Genomic DNA, 21188 nt, shown 5'->3' on the forward strand with positions numbered 1-21188 from the left:
GTGTGAAAGCCCTGACGGACGATTACTGCACCAGGCGTCGGGACATGTAGTGCAGCAAGGGGAACAGCAGCGCCCACAACAGGCCGATACCGATCAGGGTTGGCAGTTCGCCGTAGGGAAACTGCACCCCGGCCAGTCGTCCTCCGGCGCAGTAAGACAATGCGCCTCCGACGGCCCCGAGCAGAGTCGCCAGCCACCATGGCCGCGCGCTCCATTGCAGGCAGTGGCGCAGCGTCGTGGCAAGGAGTGCCCACAGCAGCATCAGCCACAGCGGAATGAGGGGCGACAGGTCCTTGAACTCGAAGACGCCGAGACCGCGCAGGCCGCTGTCCACGGCGGTGCCGATAATCACCACGCTGAGAATCAGGCGACCTTCCGCCGCCCAACTGCTGACCCAGCGCAGATGAATCACCAAGACTGCCAGCGCCACCAGCAACCACAGGCTGTTGCCACCGAGCACGCAGGCCAGCCAGCCGATCTGGAACAGTACGGCATTGGCGATCCGTTCAGGCATCGAAACGCCCAAGCAGTGGCGCAGGCATGGCCCCCGGTTTGGCCAACAGCAATTGTGCGGTGCCGATGGTGCGTTCGAGGAATCCGCCCTCGCAGTAACACAGGTAAAACTCCCACAGCCGCAGGAAATAATCGTCGTAGCCCAATTCGCTCAGGCGACCGTGGGCGTGGCGAAAGTTCTCGTGCCACAGGCGCAGGGTCCGGGCGTAGTGCAGGCCGAAGTCTTCCATGTGCAGCAGGTTCATGTCGGTATCGCGGCTGACGATTTCGAGCATTTTCTGCACACAGGGCAGGGCGCCGCCGGGGAAGATATAGCGCTGAATGAAATCCACGCCGCGTTTTGCCTGCTCGTAGCGCTGATCCCGGATGGTGATCGCTTGCAGCAGCATCAGGCCGTTGCTCTTGAGCAGGTGCGCGCATTGCTTGAAATAGGTCGGCAAAAAGCGATGGCCGACCGCCTCGATCATCTCGATCGACACCAGTTTGTCGTACTGGCCGGTGAGGTCGCGGTAGTCCTTGAGCAACAGCGTCACCCGGTCCTGCAGGCCGAGGCTTTCGATGCGCCGGGCGGTGAACGCGTATTGCTCTCTGGACAGTGTGGTCGTAGTGACTTTGCAGCCATAGTGCTGCGCGGCATACAGCGCCATGCTGCCCCATCCGGTGCCGATTTCCAGCAGGTGGTCACCGGGTTCGAGTGCGAGTTTCTGGCAGATCCGTTCCAGTTTGTTCAATTGCGCCTGTTCCAGGCTGTCGTCCGGGCTGAGGAACTGCGCCGCCGAATACATCATGGTCGGGTCGAGGAATTGTTCGAACAGATCGTTGCCGAGGTCGTAGTGCGCGGCGATGTTTTTCTGCGAGCCCTTGCGCGTGTTGCGGTTGAGCCAGTGCAGACCGCGCACCAGCGGCCGGCCGATTTTTGCCAGTCCGCCCTCCAGGCCGTCGAGCACTTCAAGGTTGCTGACGAAGACGCGTACCACGGCGGTCAGGTCCGGAGAACTCCAGTAGCCGTGAATGAACGCTTCCCCGGCGCCGATCGAGCCATTGCTCGCGACCATGCCCCAGGCCGCCACGTCGAGGACATGAATTTCGCCCACCAACGCACTGCCCGGTGTGCCGAAGACCTGACGCTCGCCGTCCTCGATCACCACCAGTTGCCCGTGCTTGAGCTGTGCGAGCTGGCGCAGGACTCCGCGACGCAGCAGCGAACCGGTGATCCCGTGAGTGCTGAACGGAATGGCTCTGGCCGAAACGCTAGAGGACTTCATGGCGGTGCTCCTCGGGAGATGCAGTGGCGGTGCGAAAACTGTCATCGGCCGCGTAATGGGTGAACAGCGGGGTGCGCTTGAGCAGCAAACGCAGGGCCTGCCAATAGATCGCAAGGGCGGTCTTGGCGGTCATCCATGGAAAGCGCCACAAATGCCGGTGCAGGTGAGATCGATCAAGAGGTTCGCGCTTCAGATTGAGCGTGGCGTCGAACAGTTTGCGTTCGCCCTGCCAGTCGGCCATGTGCACGCCAAGGGTTTGCGCGACAGGACTGAAGCTCATGCGGTATTCCAGGTCCGGCGGCAGGAACGGTGATACATGGAACGCCTTGGCCACGGCGAAGTGCTGGTGGAAGTCACGCACGCTGGTCGGCGCCCGCGCCGGCAGTACGTAGTGATAGCGCTCGCGCCACGGCGTATTGCTGACTTCACAGAGAATCGCCGCCAGTTGCCCGTCGGCTTCGTGGCAATAAAAGAAACTCACCGGGTTGAATGCCAGGCCCCAACTGCGCGGCTGGGTCAGCAGGCAGATCGAGCCTTGCGGCTCGTGACCGAGCGCCGCGCCGACCTGCAGGCGCACGGCATCGATCAGCCGCACGCCGCGACCGGTGAACGTCTTGAGGTAGTCGGTCTCGCGAAACGAGAACGGTGCAAACCGGCTCGTGCCTGCCAGGGGCGACAGGTTCAGCACGGCATCCTGTTCGGTCAGATCGAGATAGATCAGCCCGATCCGGTAACGGAATTCATGCCGACGCGGGGCGAAGCGCCGGTGGGCGATCCAGCCGCTGTAGAGCGCGCTGTTCACAGGCTTTCTCCAAACGCTGCGGCGACGCGTAAAGCGCTGACCACGCCGTCTTCATGAAAACCGTTGGCCCAGTAGGCACCGCAATAATGCGTGTGTTGCGCGCCGTCGAGTTCGCCCCAGCGCTGTTGTGCCGCCACCGCCGCGAGGCTGAATTGCGGATGGGCGTAGGTGAAACGGGCAAGCACTTTGGACGGGCTGATCCCGGCACTCTGGTTGAGGCTGACACAGAACGTGGTGTCGCTCTGGATGCCCTGCAGGATATTCATGTCATAGGTCACGGCTGCCTGGGTATGCCCCGCACCGCCGAGGCGATAATTCCAGCTGGCCCAGGCCCGTTTGCGTGTCGGCAGCAGGCGGGTGTCGGTGTGCAACACCACTTCATTGTCGGCGTAAGGCAGTGCACCGAGGATCTCCCGTTCGGCACGACCGGGACTGCCCAGCAGGCGTAGCGCCTGGTCGCTGTGGCAGGCCAGCACGACTTTGTCGAAATGCTCGATGCCGACAGGGCTGTGGATAACCACACCGTGCTCGTCGCGGTCGATCCGGTTGACCGGGCAGTTCAGGCGGATCCGGTCTTTGAAGCTTGCGGTCAGCGGTGCGATATAGGCACTGGAACCGCCCTCGATCACTCGCCATTGCGGACGGTTGCTGACCGACAGCAAACCGTGGTTCTCGAAGAACCGCACAAAAAACTGCAACGGAAAATTCAACATCTCGGCCATCGGCATCGACCAGATCGCCGCGCCCATCGGCACGATGTAATGCAGGATGAAGCGTTCGCCGTAGCCACCGGCCTTGAGGTAGTCGTCGAGTGTGGTGTCGCTGGCGATCCGCTGTTCGGTGAGGTCGCGCCGGGCCTCCTTGTTGAACCGCAGGATGTCGCGCAGCATGCCCCAGAAGCCCGGCGAAATCAGGTTGCTGCGTTGAGCGAAGAGGCTGTCGAGGTTGTTGCCGTTGTATTCCAGGCCAGTGTCGGGATCGGTCACCGAAAAGCTCATCTCGGTGGCTTTGCTGCTCACACCCAACTGGCCGAGCAGACGAATAAAGTTCGGGTACGTCCAGTCATTGAACACAATGAATCCGGTGTCCACGGCATATTCGCGCCCATCCACCGTGACTGGCACGGTGTGGGTGTGGCCGCCGACCCAGGCGCCAGCCTCGAAGACGGTGACGGTATGTCGGCGACTGAGCAGATACGCGCAAGTCAGACCTGCGATCCCGCTGCCGACGATGGCGATATTCATGTCGCATCCCGCAGCGGTGGTGTGCTGCGCACCATGCGCTTACCGATCGCCAGTTGCACGCGCGCGGGCATTTTCGAAAGGGGCCAGAGCGCCGCCATGAACAGCGCTGGAAAAGCGATTTCCAGAGGCCGATCCTTGAGTCGACCGAAGATGTGCCGCGCAGCTTTGTCCACAGGCCAGCTCAATGGCATCGGAAAATCGTTTTTCGCTGTCAGCGGTGTATCGACAAAACCCGGGCTGATGACCGTGACTTCGATACCTTCGTCTGCCAGATCGATGCGCAGCGATTCGAACAGATAACGCAGGCCGGCCTTCGACGCGCCGTAGGCTTCGGCCCGTGGCAGCGGCACGTAGGTGACGGAACTGGCCATGCCCACCAGATGCGGCGCAGTCCCTTTGCGCAGCAACGGCAGGGCGGCTTCGATGCAGTAACTGCTGGCCAGCAGGTTGGTGCGCACCACGTGTTCGATGATCGTCGCGTCGAACTGCTTTGCGTCGACGTACTCGCAGGTGCCGGCGTTGAGGATCACGGTGTCCAGCGAGCCCCACTCCATCGCGATCTTTTCACCGATTTCCCGCACGGTCTGGCTGTTGGTCAAATCCCCGGACACTACCAGAACTCGTCCTGGATAACGTTGCGACAACACTTTGAGCGGTGCGACCTGACGGGAACTGACCGCCAGGTGCGCGCCGGTTTTCAGAATCTCTTCAGCCAGTGCTGCACCGATGCCACTGCTGGCACCGGTCAGCCAATAACGTCTTGGAGGTGTACGACTCATCCCATTCTCCTTTTCAGCCAGGCGATCACCCGGCCCAACACTGGTAGATGTTCATAAAGCAGCGCTCCGGCATCGAAGTAATCCCGGTGGCGATAAACCTTGTCGCGCCAGAGCAGATGCGAGCAGCCCGTGACGCGAATCAATCGTCCACCCGCCAGGCGCGGGTGGCGGTAGCTCATGACCCAGCGCAGGTAACCTTCGCAGTCGCCGATCTGGTCGAAACCGTGGAAGTCGAACCGCAACTCGGTGACGTTGGCGTAAAGCTCGCTGAAGTAACTGCGCAGTTGCGTCAGTCCCTGCACCTCGTGCAGTGGATCGGTGAAATGAATGTCCTCGCTGTAGAGCGCCTCCAGGTTGTGCAGGTTGTCTTTGTTCAACTGCGCAAACTGGCGGGCGAAGCGGCGCAGGAATTCACTCATGGCCTTCTCCGATAGACTCACGAGAGGGCAGGTTCTTGAACGCTGTCAGCGCCCGCTCCCGTGAGGTGCTGAGGTTGACGATCGGCGGCGGATAGTCCGCCACGCCGAACAGCCCGCCGGCACTGGCCGGGTTATGCACTTCTTTTTTGTTCAGCCCGGCCAGTTCGGGCAGCCAGTGCTTGATGAACAGGCCTTCGCTGTCGAACTTTTCCGACTGGCTGACCGGGTTGAAAATCCGGAAGTACGGCGCTGCATCGGTGCCGGTCGATGCGCTCCACTGCCAGCCGCCGTTGTTGGCCGCCAGATCGCCATCGATCAGGTGACGCATGAAAAAGCGTTCGCCTTCGCGCCAGTCGATCAGCAGGTTTTTGGTCAGGAACATCGCTACCACCATCCGCAGGCGGTTGTGCATCCAGCCGGTTTCGAGCAATTGGCGCATGGCCGCGTCGATGATCGGCAGGCCGGTGCGTGCTTCCTGCCAGGCCGCGAGCTCCTGCGGCGCATCACGCCAGGCCAGGGTTTCGGTTTCCGGGCGGAACGCGCGATGTCGGGACACCCGTGGGTAGCCGACCAGAATGTGTTTGTAGAACTCGCGCCACAACAGTTCGTTGATCCAGGTGACCGCGCCGACCTTGCCGCTTTCGAATTCGCCCTGATTGCTTTGCAGTGCGGCATGCAGGCACTGGCGCGGCGAGATCACACCTGCGGCGAGATAGGCCGAGAGCTGACTGGTGCCGGGTTTGGCCGGGAAGTCGCGCTCGCTCTTGTAGTAGTCGATTTGCACGTCGGCGAAGGTGTCGAGGCGTCGTTGGGCCTCGGTTTCGCCGGCGGGCCAAAGGTTGCGCAGGGATTGGCCGGGCGTCGCAAAGCCCTCGATGGACTCGGGCACCGGGTCGCTGTCGATCTTCAGCGGGGCCTGCGAGGAGGGCGTCTTTATCAGTGGCGGCATCGAGCGATGCAGGCGTTCATAGCAGACCTTGCGGAACTGGCTGAACACCTGAAAGTAGGTGCCGGTCTTGGTCAGCACGCTGCCGGGCTTGAACAGCAACTGATCGAGATAGCTGTGAAATGCAATCCCTTCAGCCTGCAATACCCGGGCAACAGCTGCATCGCGTCGGCTCTCGTGGACGCCGTATTCTTCATTGACGTGAACGGCCTCGATCTTCAAGTGCCGGCAGAGCTCAAGCAGCACTGCGGGTGCCTGATCCCAGTGCGGGGCGCTGCGGATCAACAGCGGGATGTTCAATTCGCCCAGGCTCTTGCTCAATACCCGCAGGTTGCGCAGCCAGAAATCGACCTTGCACGGTGCATCGTCATGTTCCTGCCATTGCTCGGGGCTCAACAGGTACACGGCCACGGTCGGGCCACGCTCGGCGGCGGCCGTCAGGGCGGTGTTGTCATGTTGGCGCAGATCGCTGCGCAGCCAGATCAATTGCATGGTGTTCTCTGCACGAATCATTAAATCAACCCACGCTGAAGGAGTGCCCGATGTGCCGACAAGGGATCTTCGGCCAGGTACAGATCAGCGATCTCGGAAGTTCTTACGGACAACTCGGCGTGGTGGATGCACACCGTTGGTCCGGCAATCATTTTTGGGCAGTTGATGCCGTTCAACAGTTTCGGCAACTGCACAAGATTCATGGCTTTGCTGGAATACAGCAGAACGCCGCGGGCTTGCAGGTGATCAATTGTCAGCGCCAGTTCACCGGCTGGCAGCGGCCAGTCGAACACCTGCACCGGGCAATCGGCGCTGCTGATCAGCCAGGCGCAGAGCCACAGGTGTGGCTCCAGCAACAGATCCGACTGATTGATCAGCAGCAACGGTGCGCCGCGCAACTGACGGTTGTTATGGTAGATGCGTGCGCCGAATTTGCTACGTAGCCAGGAATGAAAGAACACCCGCTCCATCTGCGCACCGAACTGGCCTTGCCAGCGCTGTTCGAGTTCCGCCAGCAACGGCATCAGCAATTGCTCGCACAGCGTTCGTGGCGGGTACAGCGCCATGGCCTGGTTGATGCTGTCGTCTAGGCTGCGTTCATTCAGCTGTGTGACCGCCAGCAGCGCGGCCTGACGCAAGGGGTGCCATTCATTTTCCGGTGGTTCATCGATGGTTTGCGGGGTGTCGAGCAGCGGTTTGACCTGACTGACCGCCACACCACGGTTGAGCCAGGTGAGGATGGTCTGGATGCGCTGCACGTGTTCGGCCGAATACAGGCGATGACCTTTGGGCGTGCGCTGGGGCACGATCAGCCCGTAGCGACGTTCCCAGGCGCGCAGGGTAATCGCGTTGACGCCGGTCTGGCGCGCGACCTCGCGGATCGGCAGCCAGCCCTCGTCGAGGGCTTTCTTGAAGTCGGCGCCGAGGTCTTCGCGGGCGCTGCTGTCGGGTGTGTCGTTCATTAAATGGCGTTTCGCAGGCTGAGGTTTTCCGGGTGCGGTTGCAGGTAAACCTGTTGCGCGATGTACGGATCGGGGTGTTGGCGAAAGTGATGTTTGAGCAGCGTCAGCGGCACCACAAGCGGCACGATACCGTGGCGGTACTGGCCGATGACGTGCTGCATTTCCTGTTTGTCTTCGGCGCTGATGGCGCGTTTCAAGTAGCCGCTGATGTGCTGCAACACGTTGCTGTGGGTGCGGCGTGTAGCGCAGGTAGTGAGTGCCGCCATCAACTGGCTGAAGTAGCGCGGGCCGAGCTCCACGGGATCGATTCCGCTCATGTTGCCCAGCAGATTGCCCAGTGCCTTGTATTGCACCGGGTTGTGGGCCATCAGCAGGTATTTGTAGCGCGAGTGGAAGTCGGTCAGGACGCGGCGGCTCAGGCCCTGCTTGAGCACCTGCTGCCATTCGCGGTAGGCGAGCACGCGGGTGATAAAGTTCTCCCGCAGCACCGGATCGTTAAGGCGCCCGGCTTCTTCCACCGGCAGATCCGGATGCTGTGCACAGAACGCCTCAGCGTAAATGCCGCGCCCGCCACCATTCACCGGTGCACCGTTGGCGTGGTAGACCTTGACGCGCTCCAGACCGCAGGAAGGCGATTGCTGCATGAAGATGTAGCCGCAGATGTCATCGAGCTCTGCAGCCATTTTTGCGCCATAGGCCGCCAGCGGTTGGGTGACATTGATCGATGGATTGACGGTGCCGACCGCTTCAGGCTTGGCCGGGTCGCCAACAAGTCGAATCGGCTCGCGGGGAATTCCCAGGCCGATCGCTACTTCAGGGCATACCGGAACGAACTCAAAATGCTCGGCCAGGGTGCGGCTGCACAACCGCGATTCCTTGTGCCCGCCGTTGTACCGCACTTCGGCACCCATCAGGCAGGCGCTGATGGCGATTTTCGGTAGGGACGTCGATGAGTCGGACATGCAACAACCTCGAATCTGATCCTGTACAGACGGATAGATCTGTACAACATTCTTTCAGCATAGATTCATGGGTGTACAAGTCAAACTATTTGTATAAGTTTTTTGAGGTTTTTAGCGCCAGCCCATTTTCCAGTGTGAATCATCTTGCAGAGTCTGCCAGTCGCATTGCTCGGTACGCCGGGTGAGCACGGCCTGCAATTCGATTTCCAGCACCGTGCCGTCCTCGTCGCGGAACAGTTCGGTCACCAGGAAATGCTTTTCACGGTTTTTCGGGTGGGCTGCTGTCCATTTCGACAGCAGCAATTTGCGCGGGTTGATGCGGTTCACTGTAAGTGTTCGTGCAAGCGTCTTGCAGCCTCCTGACCACTGAGCCACGCCCCTTCGACCCGCCCCGACAGGCACCAGTCGCCACAGGCATACAGGCCCAGATCGGCGTCGGCCAGGGTGCCCCATTCATGACTGCTGGCCGGGCGGGCATAAAGCCAGCGGTGGGCGAGGCTGAAGGTCGGGGCCGGCATGGCGCTGTGCAACAGTTCGGCGAAGGCGCCGTGCAATTGTTCGATCACCGCTTCCTTGGGCAGGTCGATGTGTTGCCGGCTCCAGGCGCTGGTGGCGTGCAGGACCCAGGTATCGCACGTGGTGTCGCGTCCCGGTTTGCTGCGGTTGCGGGCCAGCCAGTCGAGGGCGCTGTCCTGGACGAAGCAGCCTTCGATGGGCGTATCCAGCGGCGTGTCGAAGGCAAGGGCGACGGCCCAGGTCGGGTCCATTTTTACCCCGGCGGCGGCACCGGCGAGTTTCGGCGCGGCGGCCAGCAGGGCGGTGGCCTGCGGCGCCGGCGTGGCGATCACCACGTGGCTGTACGGCCCGTGAGTGAAGCCCTCGGCATCTTGCAGGTGCCAGTGCTCTTCGCCGCGATAGACCTCGGTGATCCGGCAGGCGAAATGCACTTCCAGGCCATCGAGCAAACCACGGGTGATGGCGCTCATGCGCGGCGAGCCGACCCAACGGGTCTGCTCGTCCGGTGACAGGTTCAGTTGTCCGCCATGAAAGGTATAGAGCTGCGGCGTCCACTCGGCGACCCAGCCCTGGCTTTGCCAGCGCTGGACTTCGGTGACGAAGCGCCGGTCGCGGGCCGTGAAATATTGGGCACCCATGTCCAACGAGCCGGCATCGCTGCGCTTGCTCGACATGCGCCCGCCGCTGCCGCGGCTTTTATCGAACAACTGAACGGTGTGCCCGGCCTCGGTGAGGGCCTGGGCGGCGGAGAGCCCGGCGATGCCGGTGCCGATGATTGCGATAGGTACAGTCATAGGGGCCTCGTTTACCTTTCTGTACAGACTACGCCGTGGATGAAACCTGTACAATTTTGTTTTTTGGTATAACTTCCAGCATTCTCGTTCTGACAGCTTGGCCTATTGTTAAACAATAGAGCTTGTCCGATAGAAAAGATCCCTGCCTATAAAAATAGACTAGTGATCGAAGTAAAACGCCACGTGAGGAAGACGTCATGCACATATTGCTGACCGGCGGTACTGGATTGATCGGACGTCAGCTCTGCCGGCACTGGTCGGGTCAGGGCCACCGGTTGACCGTGTGGAGCCGTCGTGCGGAAAAGGTCGCGAAAATCTGCGGCGCTCAAGTGCGTGGCATCGCGCGTCTGGAGGACCTTGGCGACGAAGCCGTGGACGTGATCGTCAACCTCGCCGGCGCGCCGATTGCCGATCGGCCGTGGACACATCGACGCAAGGCATTACTGTGGAGCAGCCGGATCACGCTCACCGAGACGCTGCTGACGTGGCTGGAAAACCGCGGACAGAAACCGTCGCTGCTGATTTCCGGTTCGGCGGTGGGCTGGTACGGTGACGGCGGTGAGCGTGAGTTGACCGAGCAATCGCCACCGGTGATCGATGACTTCGCCAGTCAGTTGTGCATTGCCTGGGAGGAAACCGCGCAGCGCGCCGAAGCGATGGATATTCGTGTGGTACTGGTACGAACCGGGCTGGTGCTGTCGGCCGAGGGCGGTTTTTTGTCGCGCCTGTTGCTGCCGTTCAAACTCGGGCTGGGTGGGCCTTTGGGCAATGGTCGGCAGTGGATGTCGTGGATTCATATCGACGATCAAATCGCCCTGATTGATTTTCTTCTGCACCGCGATCAGGCGAGTGGTCCTTATAATGCGTGCGCGCCGAAACCTGTGCGCAATCGCGAATTTGCCAAGACGCTGGGCCGCGTGCTGCATCGCCCGGCGTTCATGCCGATGCCGGCGCTGGCCCTTAAGGTCGTGCTCGGCGAGATGTCATTGCTGTTGCTGGGTGGTCAGCGGGCCACGCCGGCACGCTTGCTGGAAGCCGGATTCACCTTCCGGTTCACGGATTTACGCGCGGCCCTGGACGATCTCTCCAGCCGCCTCTGAAATAGGACGTTGCATGACCGATCACGCCTTGCTTCTGGTCAACCTGGGTTCGCCGGCCTCCACTTCGGTGGCCGACGTGCGCAGCTACCTCAATCAATTTCTGATGGACCCGTACGTGATCGACCTGCCCTGGCCGGTGCGGCGTCTGCTGGTGTCACTGATCCTGATCAAGCGCCCGGAGCAGTCGGCCCATGCCTACGCTTCGATCTGGTGGGACGAAGGCTCGCCGCTGGTGGTGCTCAGCCGTCGCCTGCAACAGCAGATGAAGGCGCAGTGGACTCACGGCCCGGTTGAGCTGGCCATGCGTTACGGCGAGCCGTCGATTGAAACTAGCCTGTTGAAGCTGGTCGCGGCGGGGCACAAACGCATCACCCTCGCGCCGCTTTATCCACAGTTCGCCGACAGCACCACCACTACGGTGATTGAAGAAGCCAAGCGGGTGCTGCGCGAGAAGAAGCTCGATGTGCAGCTGTCGGTGTTGCAGCCGTTCTACGATCAGCCGGAATACCTCGACGCGCTGGTGGCGAGCGCCAAACCGCATTTGCAACAGGATTACGATCACCTGTTGCTGAGCTTCCACGGTTTGCCGGAGCGGCACCTGACCAAACTCGACCCGACCGGCAATCATTGCTTCAAGAATGAAGATTGCTGCAGGAACGCCTCGGCTGCCGTATTGGCCACCTGTTATCGCGCCCAGTGCCTGCGTACGGCGGCGCTGTTCGCGCAACGCATGGGGTTGCCGGACGGCAAGTGGTCGGTGTCGTTTCAGTCGCGGCTGGGCCGGGCGAAATGGATCGAGCCCTACACAGAAGCGCGGTTGGATGAACTGGCCAAAAGCGGCGTGAAGAAGATTCTGGTGATGTGCCCGGCGTTTGTCGCCGATTGCATCGAGACCCTTGAAGAGATCGGCGATCGCGGCAAGGAACAGTTCCGCGAGGCGGGAGGGGAGGAGTTGGTGCTGGTGCCGTGCCTGAACGATGACCCGCAATGGGCGAAGGCGTTGGCAACGCTGTGTGAACGGGCGCCACTGGCCCTCTAAAAGCATCGCCAGCAGGCTGGATCCCACAGGAAAGCGCATTCCAATGTGGGAGCCAGCCTGCTGGCGATAGCGGTCTTTCAGGCGATGAAGCTAAGTCTTAGATCAGCGGCTCATCCGCCTTCTTGTGTTTCCAGCTGTCGTTGCCCGGCAGGATCAGGTTCAGCGCAATCGCCACCACCGCGCACAGCGCGATGCCTTTGAGGCCGAAGTCATCCGGACCTGTGCCGGTGCCGACCAGCACACCGCCGATACCGAACACCAGGGTCACCGAAACGATCACCAGATTGCGTGCTTCGCCCAGATCGATCTTGTGACGGATCAGGGTGTTCATCCCCACCGCCGCGATCGAACCGAACAGCAGGCACAGAATCCCGCCCATCACCGGCACCGGAATGCTTTGCAGCAGGGCGCCGAACTTGCCGATGAACGCCAGGCTGATGGCGAAAATCGCCGCCCAGGTCATGATTTTCGGGTTGTAGTTCTTGGTCAGCATCACCGCGCCAGTCACTTCCGCGTAGGTCGTGTTGGGCGGGCCGCCGAACAGGCCGGCTGCCGTGGTGGCGATGCCGTCACCGAGCAGGGTGCGATGCAGGCCCGGCTTTTTCAGGTAGTCGCGACCGGTCACGCTGCCGACCGCAATCACGCCGCCGATGTGTTCGATCGCCGGGGCCAAAGCTACCGGGACGATGAACAGGATCGCCTGCCAGTTGAACTCCGGCGCGGTGAAATGAGGAAGTGCAAACCATGGGGCCGCCGCAATCTTCGCGGTGTCGACGACACCGAAATAGAAGGACATGGCGAAACCCACCAGCACGCCGGAAATGATCGGCACCAGGCGGAAAATGCCTTTGCCGAACACCGCCACGATCAGCGTGGTCAGCAGCGCCGGCATCGAGATCATCATCGCGGTCTGGTAATGGATCAGCTCCGAACCGTCACCAGCCTTGCCCATCGCCATGTTCGCGGCAATCGGCGCCATGGCCAGGCCAATGGAGATGATCACCGGACCGATCACTACCGGTGGCAGCAGACGGTCAATGAAGCCGGTGCCTTTGATCTTCACGGCCAGGCCAAGGAAGGTGTAGACGAAACCGGCCGCCATCACGCCGCCCATGGTCGCGGCGAGGCCGAACTGGCCCTTGGCGAGAATGATCGGGGTGATGAAGGCAAAGCTCGACGCCAGAAACACCGGCACCTGACGCCCGGTGACGATCTGGAACAGAATCGTGCCTAAACCCGCGGTAAACAGTGCCACGTTCGGGTCAAGACCCGTGATCAGCGGCATCAGCACCAGGGCGCCGAAAGCCACGAACAGCATCTGTGCGCCGGACAGTACCGTGCGCCAGAGCGGATCGTTGAACTCTTGCTGCATGGTTACGCGTCCTTCTGCTTGGTGCCGAAGATCTTGTCACCGGCATCGCCAAGCCCAGGAATGATGTAACCGTGCTCGTTGAGTTTCTGATCGATGGACGCGGTGTAGATGATCACGTCCGGGTGAGCTTTCTCGACAGCGGCAATGCCTTCCGGCGCGGCCACCAGCACCATCGCGCGGATGTCCTTGCAGCCGGCCTTCTTCAGCAGGTCGATGGTTGCAACCATGGAGCTGCCGGTGGCGAGCATCGGGTCGATGATCATGGCCAGACGTTCGTCGATTTCCGGAACCAGCTTTTCCAGGTAGGTGTGGGCCTGCAGGGTTTCTTCGTTACGGGCAACGCCGACGGCGCTGACCTTGGCGCCCGGTATCAGGCTCAGCACGCCTTCGAGCATGCCGATGCCGGCACGCAGGATCGGCACGACGGTAATTTTCTTGCCGGCGATTTTCTCGACCGACACGGTGCCGCACCAACCCTCGATATCGTAGGTTTCCAGCGGCAGGTCTTTTGTAGCTTCATAGGTCAACAGGGCACCGACTTCCTGAGCGAGCTCACGGAAATTCTTGGTGCTGATGTCTGCACGGCGCATAAGGCCAAGTTTGTGACGGATCAGCGGATGGCGGATCTCTTGGATGGACATGGGGAAAGGCTCCGGCGGCGGGCAAAAAAACCGGCCTAGATTAATCTATCCGAGGGTGATGTCCTATAGGACATACAGAACGTTAGTCCACAAATGCTTGATTCGGCCGTGCGGGATGCGTACCTTTGCCCGCTTTTCCGAAACAGACCCCCCTTGGAGAGCGCCATGTCCGCTGATCTCGAGCATATCCGTCAAATCATGCGAGAGGCTGACTGCCTGTACACCGAAGCTGAAGTCGAGGCTGCCATTGCCCGCGTCGGTGCACAAATCAACGAACAACTGGCCGAGAGCAACCCGGTGGTGTTCTGTGTGATGAACGGCGGGCTGATTTTTTCCGGCAAACTGCTGACCCATCTGCAGTTCCCGCTGGAAGCGTCCTACCTGCACGCTACCCGCTATCGCAACGAAACCAGCGGCGGCGACCTGTTCTGGAAAGCCAAGCCGGAAGTCTCGTTCATCGATCGCGACGTGCTGATCATCGACGACATCCTCGACGAAGGTCACACCCTGGGCGCGATCATCGACTTCTGCAAACACGCCGGTGCCCGAGCCGTACACACCGCTGTGCTGATCGACAAGGACCACGACCGCAAGGCCCGTCCTGACTTGAAAGCCGATTTCGTCGGTCTGCCGTGCGTCGACCGTTACATCTTCGGTTACGGCATGGACTACAAAGGCTACTGGCGCAACGCCAACGGGATCTTCGCCGTCAAAGGCATGTAATTCCGGGTAACCCCGATCCCTGTGGGAGCGGGCTTGCCCGCGATGGCGGACTGTCTGACACATTGATGTCGGATATGCCGACGCTATCGCGGGCAAGCCACGCTCCCACAGTTGTTTTGTGTGTGCTGATCCATCCGCGATACCCATGCTAGAGTGCTCGGCCCCGCCCCCCGGAGCCTGTCATGAGCCTCTTGATCCGCAGCTGCGCCGCCCTGTTGCTGACCCTCAGCCTGCCCCTGGTCGCCGCGCCGATGCACAGTCAGTTCCTGCCACCCGACGACCTGAGCCTGCGCGATGCCGAACCCGAGCAGCAACAACTGTTGCAGGTCCTCGACTATTCGGTGGTGGTCGGTGCCCAGCGTCAGTCCAATCAGCAGCCGATTCCGGTCACCTCGCCATTGATGATCCGCCTCAAGGGCAAGCCTCTGAACAAGGGCGCGACGATCAATCAGGTGCTGGTCAGCTTCGATGGCGAAAGCAAAAGCCTGAAAAAACCGGTATACGACGACCAGCGCAAGACCCTGACCCTGTTCTATCCGCTGGCTCAATACCGGGTAATCATCGATCTGCTGCGCAATGACACCGTGTACGTGCAATTCCTCAGCTACGCCAACGGCCACATCTGGGCCGATCTGCACACCGGCAGCACGCGTGCGCGTTGAGCCCCGTGCCCGGGCAAGGGTAAACTGCCCGCCCCGTGAAATGTCTGCGAGCTGGAGTCGGCAATGCGTAAAGATAAGAAACAAGTGATTGGTGACGAGATCGGCGATGAGCAGATCAAGCTGTTTCTCGATTTTGAGCCCGTCGACGCCACTTCGCCGTCGCTGCACAAACTGGTCAAGGCCTACCGCGGCCTGCGCATCGACGATTTCGAGCGTTTCCTGACGTTCTTCGTTGCAGCCGGTTATGACGTGGACGGCAAGGACGAGCACGGCAAGACTTTCGTCGACCAGATCCGCGATCAACGCAACGCACAGGAATACATCGAGCTGATCGAGAAAGCGCGCGGCTGATACCTGCGCAGTTTTCCGAGGCATAAAAAAACGCCCCGCACTCATCGAGTGCGGGGCGTTTTTCATGGAGCCGAATCAGGCGTAGCTTTCGGTCTCGTTACTGGCTTCGACCAGTTCCAGCGCGACGTTGTTCTGCGTGTTGATCTTGCGATACAGCACAGCGTCGGTTTCCAGGACTTTTTCACGGGCCGGGAAGATTTCCGCCAGTTTGGCAGCCCACTCACCCTTGGCCTTGGCCGGGAAGCATTTCTCGATCAGTTCCAGCATGATCGAAACGGTCACCGAAGCACCTGGCGAGGCGCCGAGCAGGGCGGCGAGGGAGCCGTCCTTCGCCGCCACCAGTTCGGTACCGAACTGCAGGATGCCGCCTTTCTTCGGGTCTTTCTTGATGATCTGCACCCGTTGGCCGGCCACTTCCAGGCGCCAGTCTTCGGCTTTCGCCAGCGGGTAGAAACGGCGCAGGGATTCCAGACGCTGCTCCATCGACTGCATCACTTCACTGACCAAGTACTTGGTCAGGTCCATGTTGTTCTTGGCCACGGCCAGCATCGGGCCGATGTTGCCGGCGCGAACCGACATCGGCAGGTCCATGAAGGAGCCGTGCTTGAGGAACTTGGTGGTGAAACCGGCGTAAGGCCCGAACAGCAGGGATTTCTTGCCGTCGACCACGCGGGTGTCCAGGTGCGGCACGGACATCGGTGGCGAACCCACGGCGGCCTGGCTGTAAACCTTGGCCTGGTGATGCTTGACCACTTCCGGGTTGTCGCAACGCAGCCACTGGCCGCTGATCGGGAAGCCGCCGAAGCCTTTGCTTTCTTCGATGCCCGAGGCTTGCAGCAGCGGCAGGGCCGCGCCACCGGCGCCGAGGAACACGAACTTGGCGTCGACTTCACGGCTGCTGCCGCTGTTGACGTCCTTGATACTGACAGTCCAGCCGTTGGCGTTACGCTTGAGGCCGGTCACACGCTTGCAGTACTTGACCTGGGCATCCGGGGCGCTGGTCAGGTGCTTGAGCAGCTGATTGGTCAGGGCGCCGAAGTTGACGTCGGTGCCGTTGATCACGCGGGTGGCGGCGAGCACCTGGTCTTTTGGACGACCCGGCATCATCAGCGGCATCCACTCGGCCATCTTCGCCTTGTCTTCGGTGTATTCCATGTCGGCGAAGGCGTGGTGCTTGTGCAGCACGTTGAAGCGTTCCTTGAGGAACGAAACGCCTTTTTCGCCTTCGACGTAGCTCAGGTGCGGCACCGGGCTGATGAAGGATTTGCACGAGCCGAACGTGCCTTTTTTGGTCAGGTACGACCAGAACTGCTTCGACACCTCGAACTGGGTGTTGATGTGCACGGCTTTCTTGATGTCGACAGTGCCGTCGGCAGCCTGCGGCGTGTAGTTCAGCTCGCAGAGGCCGGCGTGGCCGGTACCGGCGTTGTTCCACGGGTTGGAACTTTCCGCGGCACCGGAATCCATCAGTTCGACGACTTCCAGCTTGATCGCCGGGTCGAGTTCCTTGAGCAGCACTGCAAGGGTGGCACTCATGATGCCGGCCCCAACCAGAACTACGTCGACTGCTTCGTTATGCGCCATTTAACGCGTCTCCAAAATCTGCAGCACCAAATTGTCGGCATGGCTGCCAGGTGTCCGGGGCAGGTCAGTGGCGCCCCAGGTACCCATGGCCAGGTTTGCCATGTCCGAATCTTCGCAATTTTTCGCAACTTCGACGGATGCGTGCGGCCTGGCTTCTAGAGTCACATGAACTCATTTCGGCGCGGGGCTGGCAATTCGACTTATGGTCGAGACATCCGTTTGTGCAACCAAATCCGTAGCGGACAGGCTTCAGGCTCCGGTATTCGAGGCGTACCCGTTCCTGTGTCGTTGGGCTGTTTCAGACGCTAATGGTGCATGTTCAGACGCAAAACTATTCATTTGCTCGCCACACTCTTGTGAAGTTGTGAAAACCCGTTTTTTTCACGCTCTTTTGAAGACGTGAACCTCAAAAAGGGCTGTCCGGGCCTGGCACCGTGCCCGGAGGGTTTGCCGCCACGCGATACATGGGCAGGCAAAACGGGCAAACAACTCAGTGACCGAGCGTCATGACAGCTCTGCAGATTCGCGAAAAGCGGGGATTTGCCAGGGAAACAGCAAGCACGCCAGCTTCACTCGATCTGTGTGGGCGGCTCTCTGTGGGCGATTTGGATGCCAATGCAAGCGCATTGACGCTGTTGCGGGGCCCGATCAGGAGACGTCCTTATAATCGGGGGGAGATTGTATCGAAGAAATGCGGGGAGTTGGTCGAGTTTAATGACTTTTATTAGGCATCCGGTCAGATGCTCAACATCGCCTGAGCGCGTGCGCGAGGGCGCTGCTGTTCGACCCGGGCGCTGGCCGGCAGGGGTTGGTGCAACCAGTTGAGACGGATTTCCTCGATTTCGACCCAGCCGTCACCCATTGGCTGCAGGCTGCATTGCTTGAAAGCCTGGCAATGGCCGTTGCGGTCAAGCAGGGCGAAGCTGCGGTGCAGCGGACGTGGTGCGAACAACGAGATCAGATAGCGCATGGCAGTGCTCCTTTTGGGGTCTGTGAGGAAGATTGTCAGAAGGCCGTGACGCGAACGTGTATGGGCGGTGAATAATCTGTGACAGGAACCGCGTGCACCGGGGTTTGTCAGAGATTTCAGTGCTGGTGACCCGCAGTGGCCCACCGCTATACTGCGGGCCTGTCTGTGCCTGATTCTGGAGAGAAGAGCATGTTGCAACGCCTGTTGTTCGGTTTGATCACTGTGACCAGTTTGACCCTGGTTGGCTGCGCCCACAGCCCGCAACAACTGAGCCCGGAACCGAAGCTGACCACTCAGCTGGCACCGGTCGGCCATGGCCAGCCCGTCGTGGTCCGCGTAGTGGACGGTCGTCCGTCGCCAACCCTCGGCACCCGTGGCGGCCTGTACCCGGAAACCAGCGCCATCACCGTGCAGCGCGAGCAGATCCTGCCGAAGTTGCAGGCCCAGGCCGAAGCGGCCGTGCGTCTGCTGGGCTTCACCCCGTCCAACGGCGCGATGAATGCACCGCAACTGACCGTGACCCTGACTGAACTGAAATACCAGTCGCCGAAAGAAGGCATGTACGTGACCGAGGCCACCATCGGCGCGACCTTCCGCTCCGACGTGCAGAACGCCAACCGTCGTTACAGTGGTCGTTACGGTGCCTCGCTGGACCAGCGTTTCGGCATGGCACCGAACCAGGAAACCAACACCAAACTGGTCAGCGATGTGCTGAGCGATGCGCTGACCCGTCTGTTCAAGGATCCGACCGTGGGTCAGATCCTCGCTGAATAAGGCAGTCGCCTGATGTGAAAAAGCCCGGGGCCAGTGATGGTTCCGGGCTTTTTCGTTCAGGCAGCTTGCGAATAAAAGTCGAGGACGCTGACGCCGGTCAGCAGGTCGGTCTCGGGCAAGTCCGCATGCTGGTGCCCGCCGAGGGCGCAATACACCAGCCAGTGACGGTCCTGAACATTGAAGGCCAGGCTGCCGACGAGGGTCTGTTGTTCGTCGGAAGGGGAGATGAGATACAGGCGATCCTGGTTTTCAGCGTGAAGCATGTCGCATTCCGTTTACGTTTCGAGGCGCGCAGGGTGGCTGAAAAAAATGACGATGCCGTGACACAGGACAGCCATCGGTCGATTGATGCGTTATTTGTCGCAAAGGGTAGGGCAGTCGGGGAGGGTTTCGGTAGAATCCGCGCCGCGGTCGTCGGTCTGGCGTTCGCCATACCGGTCTAGATTGAGGTCTGTGATGTCGCTGCACTTGATGACGCTGTTTACCGCCCATCCCGCCAAACTGATCAACCTGCTGGCCCTGCTGCTGGCCTTCCCGGGCAGTTGGCTGCTACACGCGACCCGTCGGCGTGAACAACGGGCGATGGCCAGCATCGCGGCCCAGCGTCAGAGTCAGCCCGATCAAGAGCCGGTGCTGGACTGGGCAACCCTGCGCATGAACCGGTTTTTCTATCGTTTCGGTTTTGCCTGTCTGGGGCTGGCGTTGCTGATTTCCTGGATCAGCACCCGCTACTGAACGAAGAACGGCGCCCGAAGGCGCCGTTCTTGTATCCGGCCGAAACCGCTTACAGCGGCAAACCAGCCTTGACCCGGTACTGATTGCGCACCGGCGTCGCATATTGCAGCACCAGATACGGGCGGTGCTCCTCTGGGCAGGCGTCCAGACGGCTTTGCCATTCCTTCTGGGCCTTGGCCAGTTCCTCGGCGCCGAACACGTCGGCAGCCTTTGGCACGTTCAATTGCGGATCGGCATCGGCCCACTGCGCGTACGCCAGGTAATGCACCGGGAACAACCGGTAGCCGCCGAGAATCTGCTTGTCCATCTCGACCGCCAATTGCTTGGTGTCCTCGAACAGTTCGGTGATCGGCGCGGCGAAGTTCACGTGCACCCGGCCCTTGTAGCCGGTGATGCCCTTGGCGATGCTCACGTCATCCTCGCCCGGCGCCTTGCTGTAGGTGCCAGTGGTGGCGCGGATGTACAGTTCGCGGGCCTTGGCCTGGTCGCACGGGTCGTATTCGTAGCTGATCGACACCGGCGTCAGGTTCAGCGACTGGATGACCTCGCCGAACGGCTCGTCCTTGCGGCTCATGTGGAACATCTTGAGAATCGCCGACTCGGTACGGTCGTCGCCGTCCTTGGCCCGGCCTTCGGCCTGGGCGATCCAGATCGAGGCGCAATCGTTGCGGATCGAATGGTTGATGTAGGCCGACAGCAGTTGATAGGCGGCCATCTTCTCGCGGCGTCCGGTGATCGAACGGTGAACGATAAAGCTCTTGTTCAAACGCATCAGGTCGCTGACGAACGGCTTTTGCAGCAGGTTGTCGCCAATCGCAATGCGCGGGGTCGGCAGGCCGGCGTGGTACACGGCGTAGTTGACGAAGGCCGGGTCCATCACGATGTCGCGGTGGTTGGCGATGAACAGATAGGCGCTGCCGGACTTGAATTGCTCGACACCGGTGTAGGTCACGCCATCGGTGGCGCGCTCGATGGTGTGGTCGACGTAGAACTCGACCTTGTCCTGCAAAGTGGCCACGGAGGTCACGTCGGCGAACTCACGACGCAGCCGATGGGCTATAAGTGGTTTGAGCATCCAGCCGAAGGCACCGGCGAAACGCGGGAAGCGGAAGTGGGTGAGGATATCTAGAAACGCCTTGTCGCCGAGCAGTCTTGCCAGTACCGCAGGTACTTCGCTGTCGTCGTAAGGTCGGATGGCATCGAATTCGCCCATCATGCTCTCTTGTTGGAAACGGCTAGGGTAAGTAAAGGTTTGGATCGAAAACCAACGGGGCACGGTCTGAAAAAGTAGCCAGACAAAAATAGCCCTGCAAATAGACCGGCGATTATACGCACAAGTCACCCGGGAGACCGCGATGCTGGAAAGCGCACTGTATGAATGTCCGTACTGTGGGGAGGAAGTCGAGACGACCGTGGATCTGTCGGCGGGCGATCAGACCTATATCGAAGACTGTCAGGTGTGTTGCCGACCCATTACGTTCGTACTGCAGGTCCATGGAGAGGATTGGTTTCTGGAAGTCTTCAGCGAAAACGAGTGAGGTGC

Annotated in this window: 25 protein-coding genes; 8 read left to right on the forward strand and 17 right to left on the reverse strand. The window is 60.7% G+C overall.

Annotated elements, in window-relative coordinates:
- Positions 1-22: 22 nt before the first annotated feature.
- The 11 genes from J5M72_RS23755 to J5M72_RS23805 all read right to left on the reverse strand — a co-directional run bounded on the left by J5M72_RS23755 (position 23) and on the right by J5M72_RS23805 (position 9694).
- Entirely contained in the window at positions 23-514 is a 492-nt protein-coding gene (locus tag J5M72_RS23755) for a DUF2878 domain-containing protein (protein WP_169431903.1), read from the reverse strand.
- Positions 507-1778, reverse strand: coding sequence for a cyclopropane-fatty-acyl-phospholipid synthase family protein (locus J5M72_RS23760; RefSeq protein WP_169431902.1), 1272 nt, complete (start codon positions 1776-1778; stop codon positions 507-509). The genes J5M72_RS23755 and J5M72_RS23760 overlap by 8 nt, the downstream gene beginning before the upstream one ends.
- Positions 1765-2580 (reverse strand): DUF1365 domain-containing protein, encoded by an 816-nt coding sequence (locus J5M72_RS23765; RefSeq protein WP_207867263.1) that lies wholly within the window; start codon positions 2578-2580, stop codon positions 1765-1767. Before J5M72_RS23765 ends, J5M72_RS23760 begins: the two co-directional genes overlap by 14 nt.
- Positions 2577-3824: an FAD-dependent oxidoreductase gene (locus J5M72_RS23770; RefSeq protein ID WP_207867264.1), complete on the reverse strand. Its 1248-nt coding sequence runs from the start codon at positions 3822-3824 to the stop codon at positions 2577-2579. The genes J5M72_RS23765 and J5M72_RS23770 overlap by 4 nt, the downstream gene beginning before the upstream one ends.
- The gene (locus tag J5M72_RS23775; protein WP_207867265.1) at positions 3821-4603 is read right to left on the reverse strand and encodes an SDR family NAD(P)-dependent oxidoreductase; all 783 of its coding nucleotides are present in this window, start codon (positions 4601-4603) and stop codon (positions 3821-3823) included. Before J5M72_RS23775 ends, J5M72_RS23770 begins: the two co-directional genes overlap by 4 nt.
- On the reverse strand, positions 4600-5022 hold the full coding sequence (locus J5M72_RS23780; protein ID WP_169431898.1) for a nuclear transport factor 2 family protein: 423 nt from the start codon (positions 5020-5022) through the stop codon (positions 4600-4602). The genes J5M72_RS23775 and J5M72_RS23780 overlap by 4 nt, the downstream gene beginning before the upstream one ends.
- Positions 5015-6460 carry a deoxyribodipyrimidine photo-lyase gene (gene phrB / locus J5M72_RS23785; protein WP_207867266.1) on the reverse strand — a complete coding sequence of 482 codons (1446 nt, stop codon included), beginning with the start codon at positions 6458-6460 and terminating at the stop codon, positions 5015-5017. The genes J5M72_RS23780 and phrB overlap by 8 nt, the downstream gene beginning before the upstream one ends.
- 20 nt (positions 6461-6480) lie before the next feature.
- Positions 6481-7422 carry a MerR family transcriptional regulator gene (locus tag J5M72_RS23790; protein ID WP_207867267.1) on the reverse strand — a complete coding sequence of 314 codons (942 nt, stop codon included), beginning with the start codon at positions 7420-7422 and terminating at the stop codon, positions 6481-6483.
- Positions 7422-8384, reverse strand: coding sequence for a DUF523 and DUF1722 domain-containing protein (locus tag J5M72_RS23795; protein WP_169431895.1), 963 nt, complete (start codon positions 8382-8384; stop codon positions 7422-7424). Before J5M72_RS23795 ends, J5M72_RS23790 begins: the two co-directional genes overlap by 1 nt.
- A gap of 111 nt (positions 8385-8495) precedes the next feature.
- A complete protein-coding gene (locus tag J5M72_RS23800; protein ID WP_207867268.1) occupies positions 8496-8711 on the reverse strand; it encodes a TIGR02450 family Trp-rich protein in 216 nt (71 codons plus the stop codon).
- Entirely contained in the window at positions 8708-9694 is a 987-nt protein-coding gene (locus J5M72_RS23805; RefSeq protein ID WP_169431893.1) for an FAD-dependent oxidoreductase, read from the reverse strand. Before J5M72_RS23805 ends, J5M72_RS23800 begins: the two co-directional genes overlap by 4 nt.
- Positions 9695-9891: 197 nt before the next feature.
- On the opposite strand from J5M72_RS23805, the gene J5M72_RS23810 reads away from it, so the two are divergent.
- Together J5M72_RS23810 and hemH are read left to right on the forward strand one after the other, a co-directional pair.
- Positions 9892-10794, forward strand: a complete 903-nt coding sequence (locus J5M72_RS23810) for a TIGR01777 family oxidoreductase (RefSeq protein ID WP_169431892.1) — start codon at positions 9892-9894, stop codon at positions 10792-10794.
- Between the two features lie 13 nt (positions 10795-10807).
- Positions 10808-11833, forward strand: coding sequence for a ferrochelatase (gene hemH, locus J5M72_RS23815; RefSeq protein WP_169431891.1), 1026 nt, complete (start codon positions 10808-10810; stop codon positions 11831-11833).
- Between the two features lie 97 nt (positions 11834-11930).
- Here the strand turns inward: hemH and J5M72_RS23820 are convergent, their stop codons facing one another.
- Complete coding sequence (locus tag J5M72_RS23820) at positions 11931-13205, reverse strand: uracil-xanthine permease family protein (protein ID WP_169431890.1); 1275 nt, start codon at positions 13203-13205, stop codon at positions 11931-11933.
- A gap of 2 nt (positions 13206-13207) precedes the next feature.
- Entirely contained in the window at positions 13208-13846 is a 639-nt protein-coding gene (upp, locus tag J5M72_RS23825) for a uracil phosphoribosyltransferase (RefSeq protein ID WP_007951682.1), read from the reverse strand.
- A 165-nt stretch (positions 13847-14011) separates the two neighbouring features.
- Here upp and J5M72_RS23830 point away from each other — a divergent pair, with 165 nt between their 5' ends.
- From J5M72_RS23830 to J5M72_RS23840, 3 genes are all read left to right on the forward strand, one after another.
- Positions 14012-14569 carry a hypoxanthine-guanine phosphoribosyltransferase gene (locus J5M72_RS23830; RefSeq protein ID WP_085709312.1) on the forward strand — a complete coding sequence of 186 codons (558 nt, stop codon included), beginning with the start codon at positions 14012-14014 and terminating at the stop codon, positions 14567-14569.
- Positions 14570-14751: 182 nt separating this feature from the next.
- Positions 14752-15231, forward strand: a complete 480-nt coding sequence (locus J5M72_RS23835; protein ID WP_207867269.1) for a hypothetical protein — start codon at positions 14752-14754, stop codon at positions 15229-15231.
- Between the two features lie 63 nt (positions 15232-15294).
- Entirely contained in the window at positions 15295-15582 is a 288-nt protein-coding gene (locus tag J5M72_RS23840; RefSeq protein WP_169431888.1) for a PA4642 family protein, read from the forward strand.
- Positions 15583-15657: 75 nt separating this feature from the next.
- On the opposite strand, the gene mqo is transcribed toward J5M72_RS23840, so the two are convergent.
- Both mqo and J5M72_RS23850 read right to left on the reverse strand, forming a co-directional pair.
- Positions 15658-17166: a malate dehydrogenase (quinone) gene (gene mqo, locus J5M72_RS23845; protein ID WP_207867270.1), complete on the reverse strand. Its 1509-nt coding sequence runs from the start codon at positions 17164-17166 to the stop codon at positions 15658-15660.
- A gap of 736 nt (positions 17167-17902) precedes the next feature.
- Positions 17903-18136 (reverse strand): hypothetical protein, encoded by a 234-nt coding sequence (locus J5M72_RS23850; protein ID WP_039766297.1) that lies wholly within the window; start codon positions 18134-18136, stop codon positions 17903-17905.
- A gap of 189 nt (positions 18137-18325) precedes the next feature.
- Between J5M72_RS23850 and J5M72_RS23855 the strand changes: the two genes are divergently transcribed.
- Complete coding sequence (locus J5M72_RS23855) at positions 18326-18910, forward strand: YajG family lipoprotein (RefSeq protein ID WP_169431886.1); 585 nt, start codon at positions 18326-18328, stop codon at positions 18908-18910.
- Positions 18911-18966: 56 nt separating this feature from the next.
- Here the strand turns inward: J5M72_RS23855 and J5M72_RS23860 are convergent, their stop codons facing one another.
- Complete coding sequence (locus J5M72_RS23860; protein ID WP_039766399.1) at positions 18967-19173, reverse strand: hypothetical protein; 207 nt, start codon at positions 19171-19173, stop codon at positions 18967-18969.
- A 193-nt stretch (positions 19174-19366) separates the two neighbouring features.
- Here J5M72_RS23860 and J5M72_RS23865 point away from each other — a divergent pair, with 193 nt between their 5' ends.
- A complete protein-coding gene (locus J5M72_RS23865) occupies positions 19367-19645 on the forward strand; it encodes a hypothetical protein (RefSeq protein WP_169431885.1) in 279 nt (92 codons plus the stop codon).
- Positions 19646-19694: 49 nt separating this feature from the next.
- Here J5M72_RS23865 and J5M72_RS23870 read toward each other — a convergent pair whose 3' ends face one another.
- The gene (locus J5M72_RS23870) at positions 19695-20861 is read right to left on the reverse strand and encodes a 1-acyl-sn-glycerol-3-phosphate acyltransferase (RefSeq protein ID WP_169431884.1); all 1167 of its coding nucleotides are present in this window, start codon (positions 20859-20861) and stop codon (positions 19695-19697) included.
- A 139-nt stretch (positions 20862-21000) separates the two neighbouring features.
- Here J5M72_RS23870 and J5M72_RS23875 point away from each other — a divergent pair, with 139 nt between their 5' ends.
- The gene (locus J5M72_RS23875; protein WP_096797159.1) at positions 21001-21183 is read left to right on the forward strand and encodes a CPXCG motif-containing cysteine-rich protein; all 183 of its coding nucleotides are present in this window, start codon (positions 21001-21003) and stop codon (positions 21181-21183) included.
- Positions 21184-21188 lie beyond the last annotated feature (5 nt).

The organism is Pseudomonas sp. 58(2021) (assembly GCF_017491585.1).
Classification (GTDB): domain Bacteria; phylum Pseudomonadota; class Gammaproteobacteria; order Pseudomonadales; family Pseudomonadaceae; genus Aquipseudomonas; species Aquipseudomonas fluorescens_BT.

Bases quoted from the DNA above. Each gene is read 5' to 3' on its own strand.
- J5M72_RS23755 (WP_169431903.1), bottom strand. From the start codon at position 514: ATGCCTGAACGGATCGCCAATGCCGTACTGTTCCAGATCGGCTGGCTG.
- J5M72_RS23760 (WP_169431902.1), bottom strand. From the start codon at position 1,778: ATGAAGTCCTCTAGCGTTTCGGCCAGAGCCATTCCGTTCAGCACTCAC.
- J5M72_RS23770 (WP_207867264.1), bottom strand. From the start codon at position 3,824: ATGAATATCGCCATCGTCGGCAGCGGGATCGCAGGTCTGACTTGCGCG.
- J5M72_RS23775 (WP_207867265.1), bottom strand. From the start codon at position 4,603: ATGAGTCGTACACCTCCAAGACGTTATTGGCTGACCGGTGCCAGCAGT.
- J5M72_RS23780 (WP_169431898.1), bottom strand. From the start codon at position 5,022: ATGAGTGAATTCCTGCGCCGCTTCGCCCGCCAGTTTGCGCAGTTGAAC.
- phrB (WP_207867266.1), bottom strand. From the start codon at position 6,460: ATGCAATTGATCTGGCTGCGCAGCGATCTGCGCCAACATGACAACACC.
- J5M72_RS23790 (WP_207867267.1), bottom strand. From the start codon at position 7,422: ATGAACGACACACCCGACAGCAGCGCCCGCGAAGACCTCGGCGCCGAC.
- J5M72_RS23795 (WP_169431895.1), bottom strand. From the start codon at position 8,384: ATGTCCGACTCATCGACGTCCCTACCGAAAATCGCCATCAGCGCCTGC.
- J5M72_RS23805 (WP_169431893.1), bottom strand. From the start codon at position 9,694: ATGACTGTACCTATCGCAATCATCGGCACCGGCATCGCCGGGCTCTCC.
- J5M72_RS23810 (WP_169431892.1), top strand. From the start codon at position 9,892: ATGCACATATTGCTGACCGGCGGTACTGGATTGATCGGACGTCAGCTC.
- hemH (WP_169431891.1), top strand. From the start codon at position 10,808: ATGACCGATCACGCCTTGCTTCTGGTCAACCTGGGTTCGCCGGCCTCC.
- J5M72_RS23820 (WP_169431890.1), bottom strand. From the start codon at position 13,205: ATGCAGCAAGAGTTCAACGATCCGCTCTGGCGCACGGTACTGTCCGGC.
- upp (WP_007951682.1), bottom strand. From the start codon at position 13,846: ATGTCCATCCAAGAGATCCGCCATCCGCTGATCCGTCACAAACTTGGC.
- J5M72_RS23830 (WP_085709312.1), top strand. From the start codon at position 14,012: ATGTCCGCTGATCTCGAGCATATCCGTCAAATCATGCGAGAGGCTGAC.
- J5M72_RS23835 (WP_207867269.1), top strand. From the start codon at position 14,752: ATGAGCCTCTTGATCCGCAGCTGCGCCGCCCTGTTGCTGACCCTCAGC.
- J5M72_RS23840 (WP_169431888.1), top strand. From the start codon at position 15,295: ATGCGTAAAGATAAGAAACAAGTGATTGGTGACGAGATCGGCGATGAG.
- mqo (WP_207867270.1), bottom strand. From the start codon at position 17,166: ATGGCGCATAACGAAGCAGTCGACGTAGTTCTGGTTGGGGCCGGCATC.
- J5M72_RS23850 (WP_039766297.1), bottom strand. From the start codon at position 18,136: ATGCGCTATCTGATCTCGTTGTTCGCACCACGTCCGCTGCACCGCAGC.
- J5M72_RS23855 (WP_169431886.1), top strand. From the start codon at position 18,326: ATGTTGCAACGCCTGTTGTTCGGTTTGATCACTGTGACCAGTTTGACC.
- J5M72_RS23860 (WP_039766399.1), bottom strand. From the start codon at position 19,173: ATGCTTCACGCTGAAAACCAGGATCGCCTGTATCTCATCTCCCCTTCC.
- J5M72_RS23865 (WP_169431885.1), top strand. From the start codon at position 19,367: ATGTCGCTGCACTTGATGACGCTGTTTACCGCCCATCCCGCCAAACTG.
- J5M72_RS23870 (WP_169431884.1), bottom strand. From the start codon at position 20,861: ATGATGGGCGAATTCGATGCCATCCGACCTTACGACGACAGCGAAGTA.
- J5M72_RS23875 (WP_096797159.1), top strand. From the start codon at position 21,001: ATGCTGGAAAGCGCACTGTATGAATGTCCGTACTGTGGGGAGGAAGTC.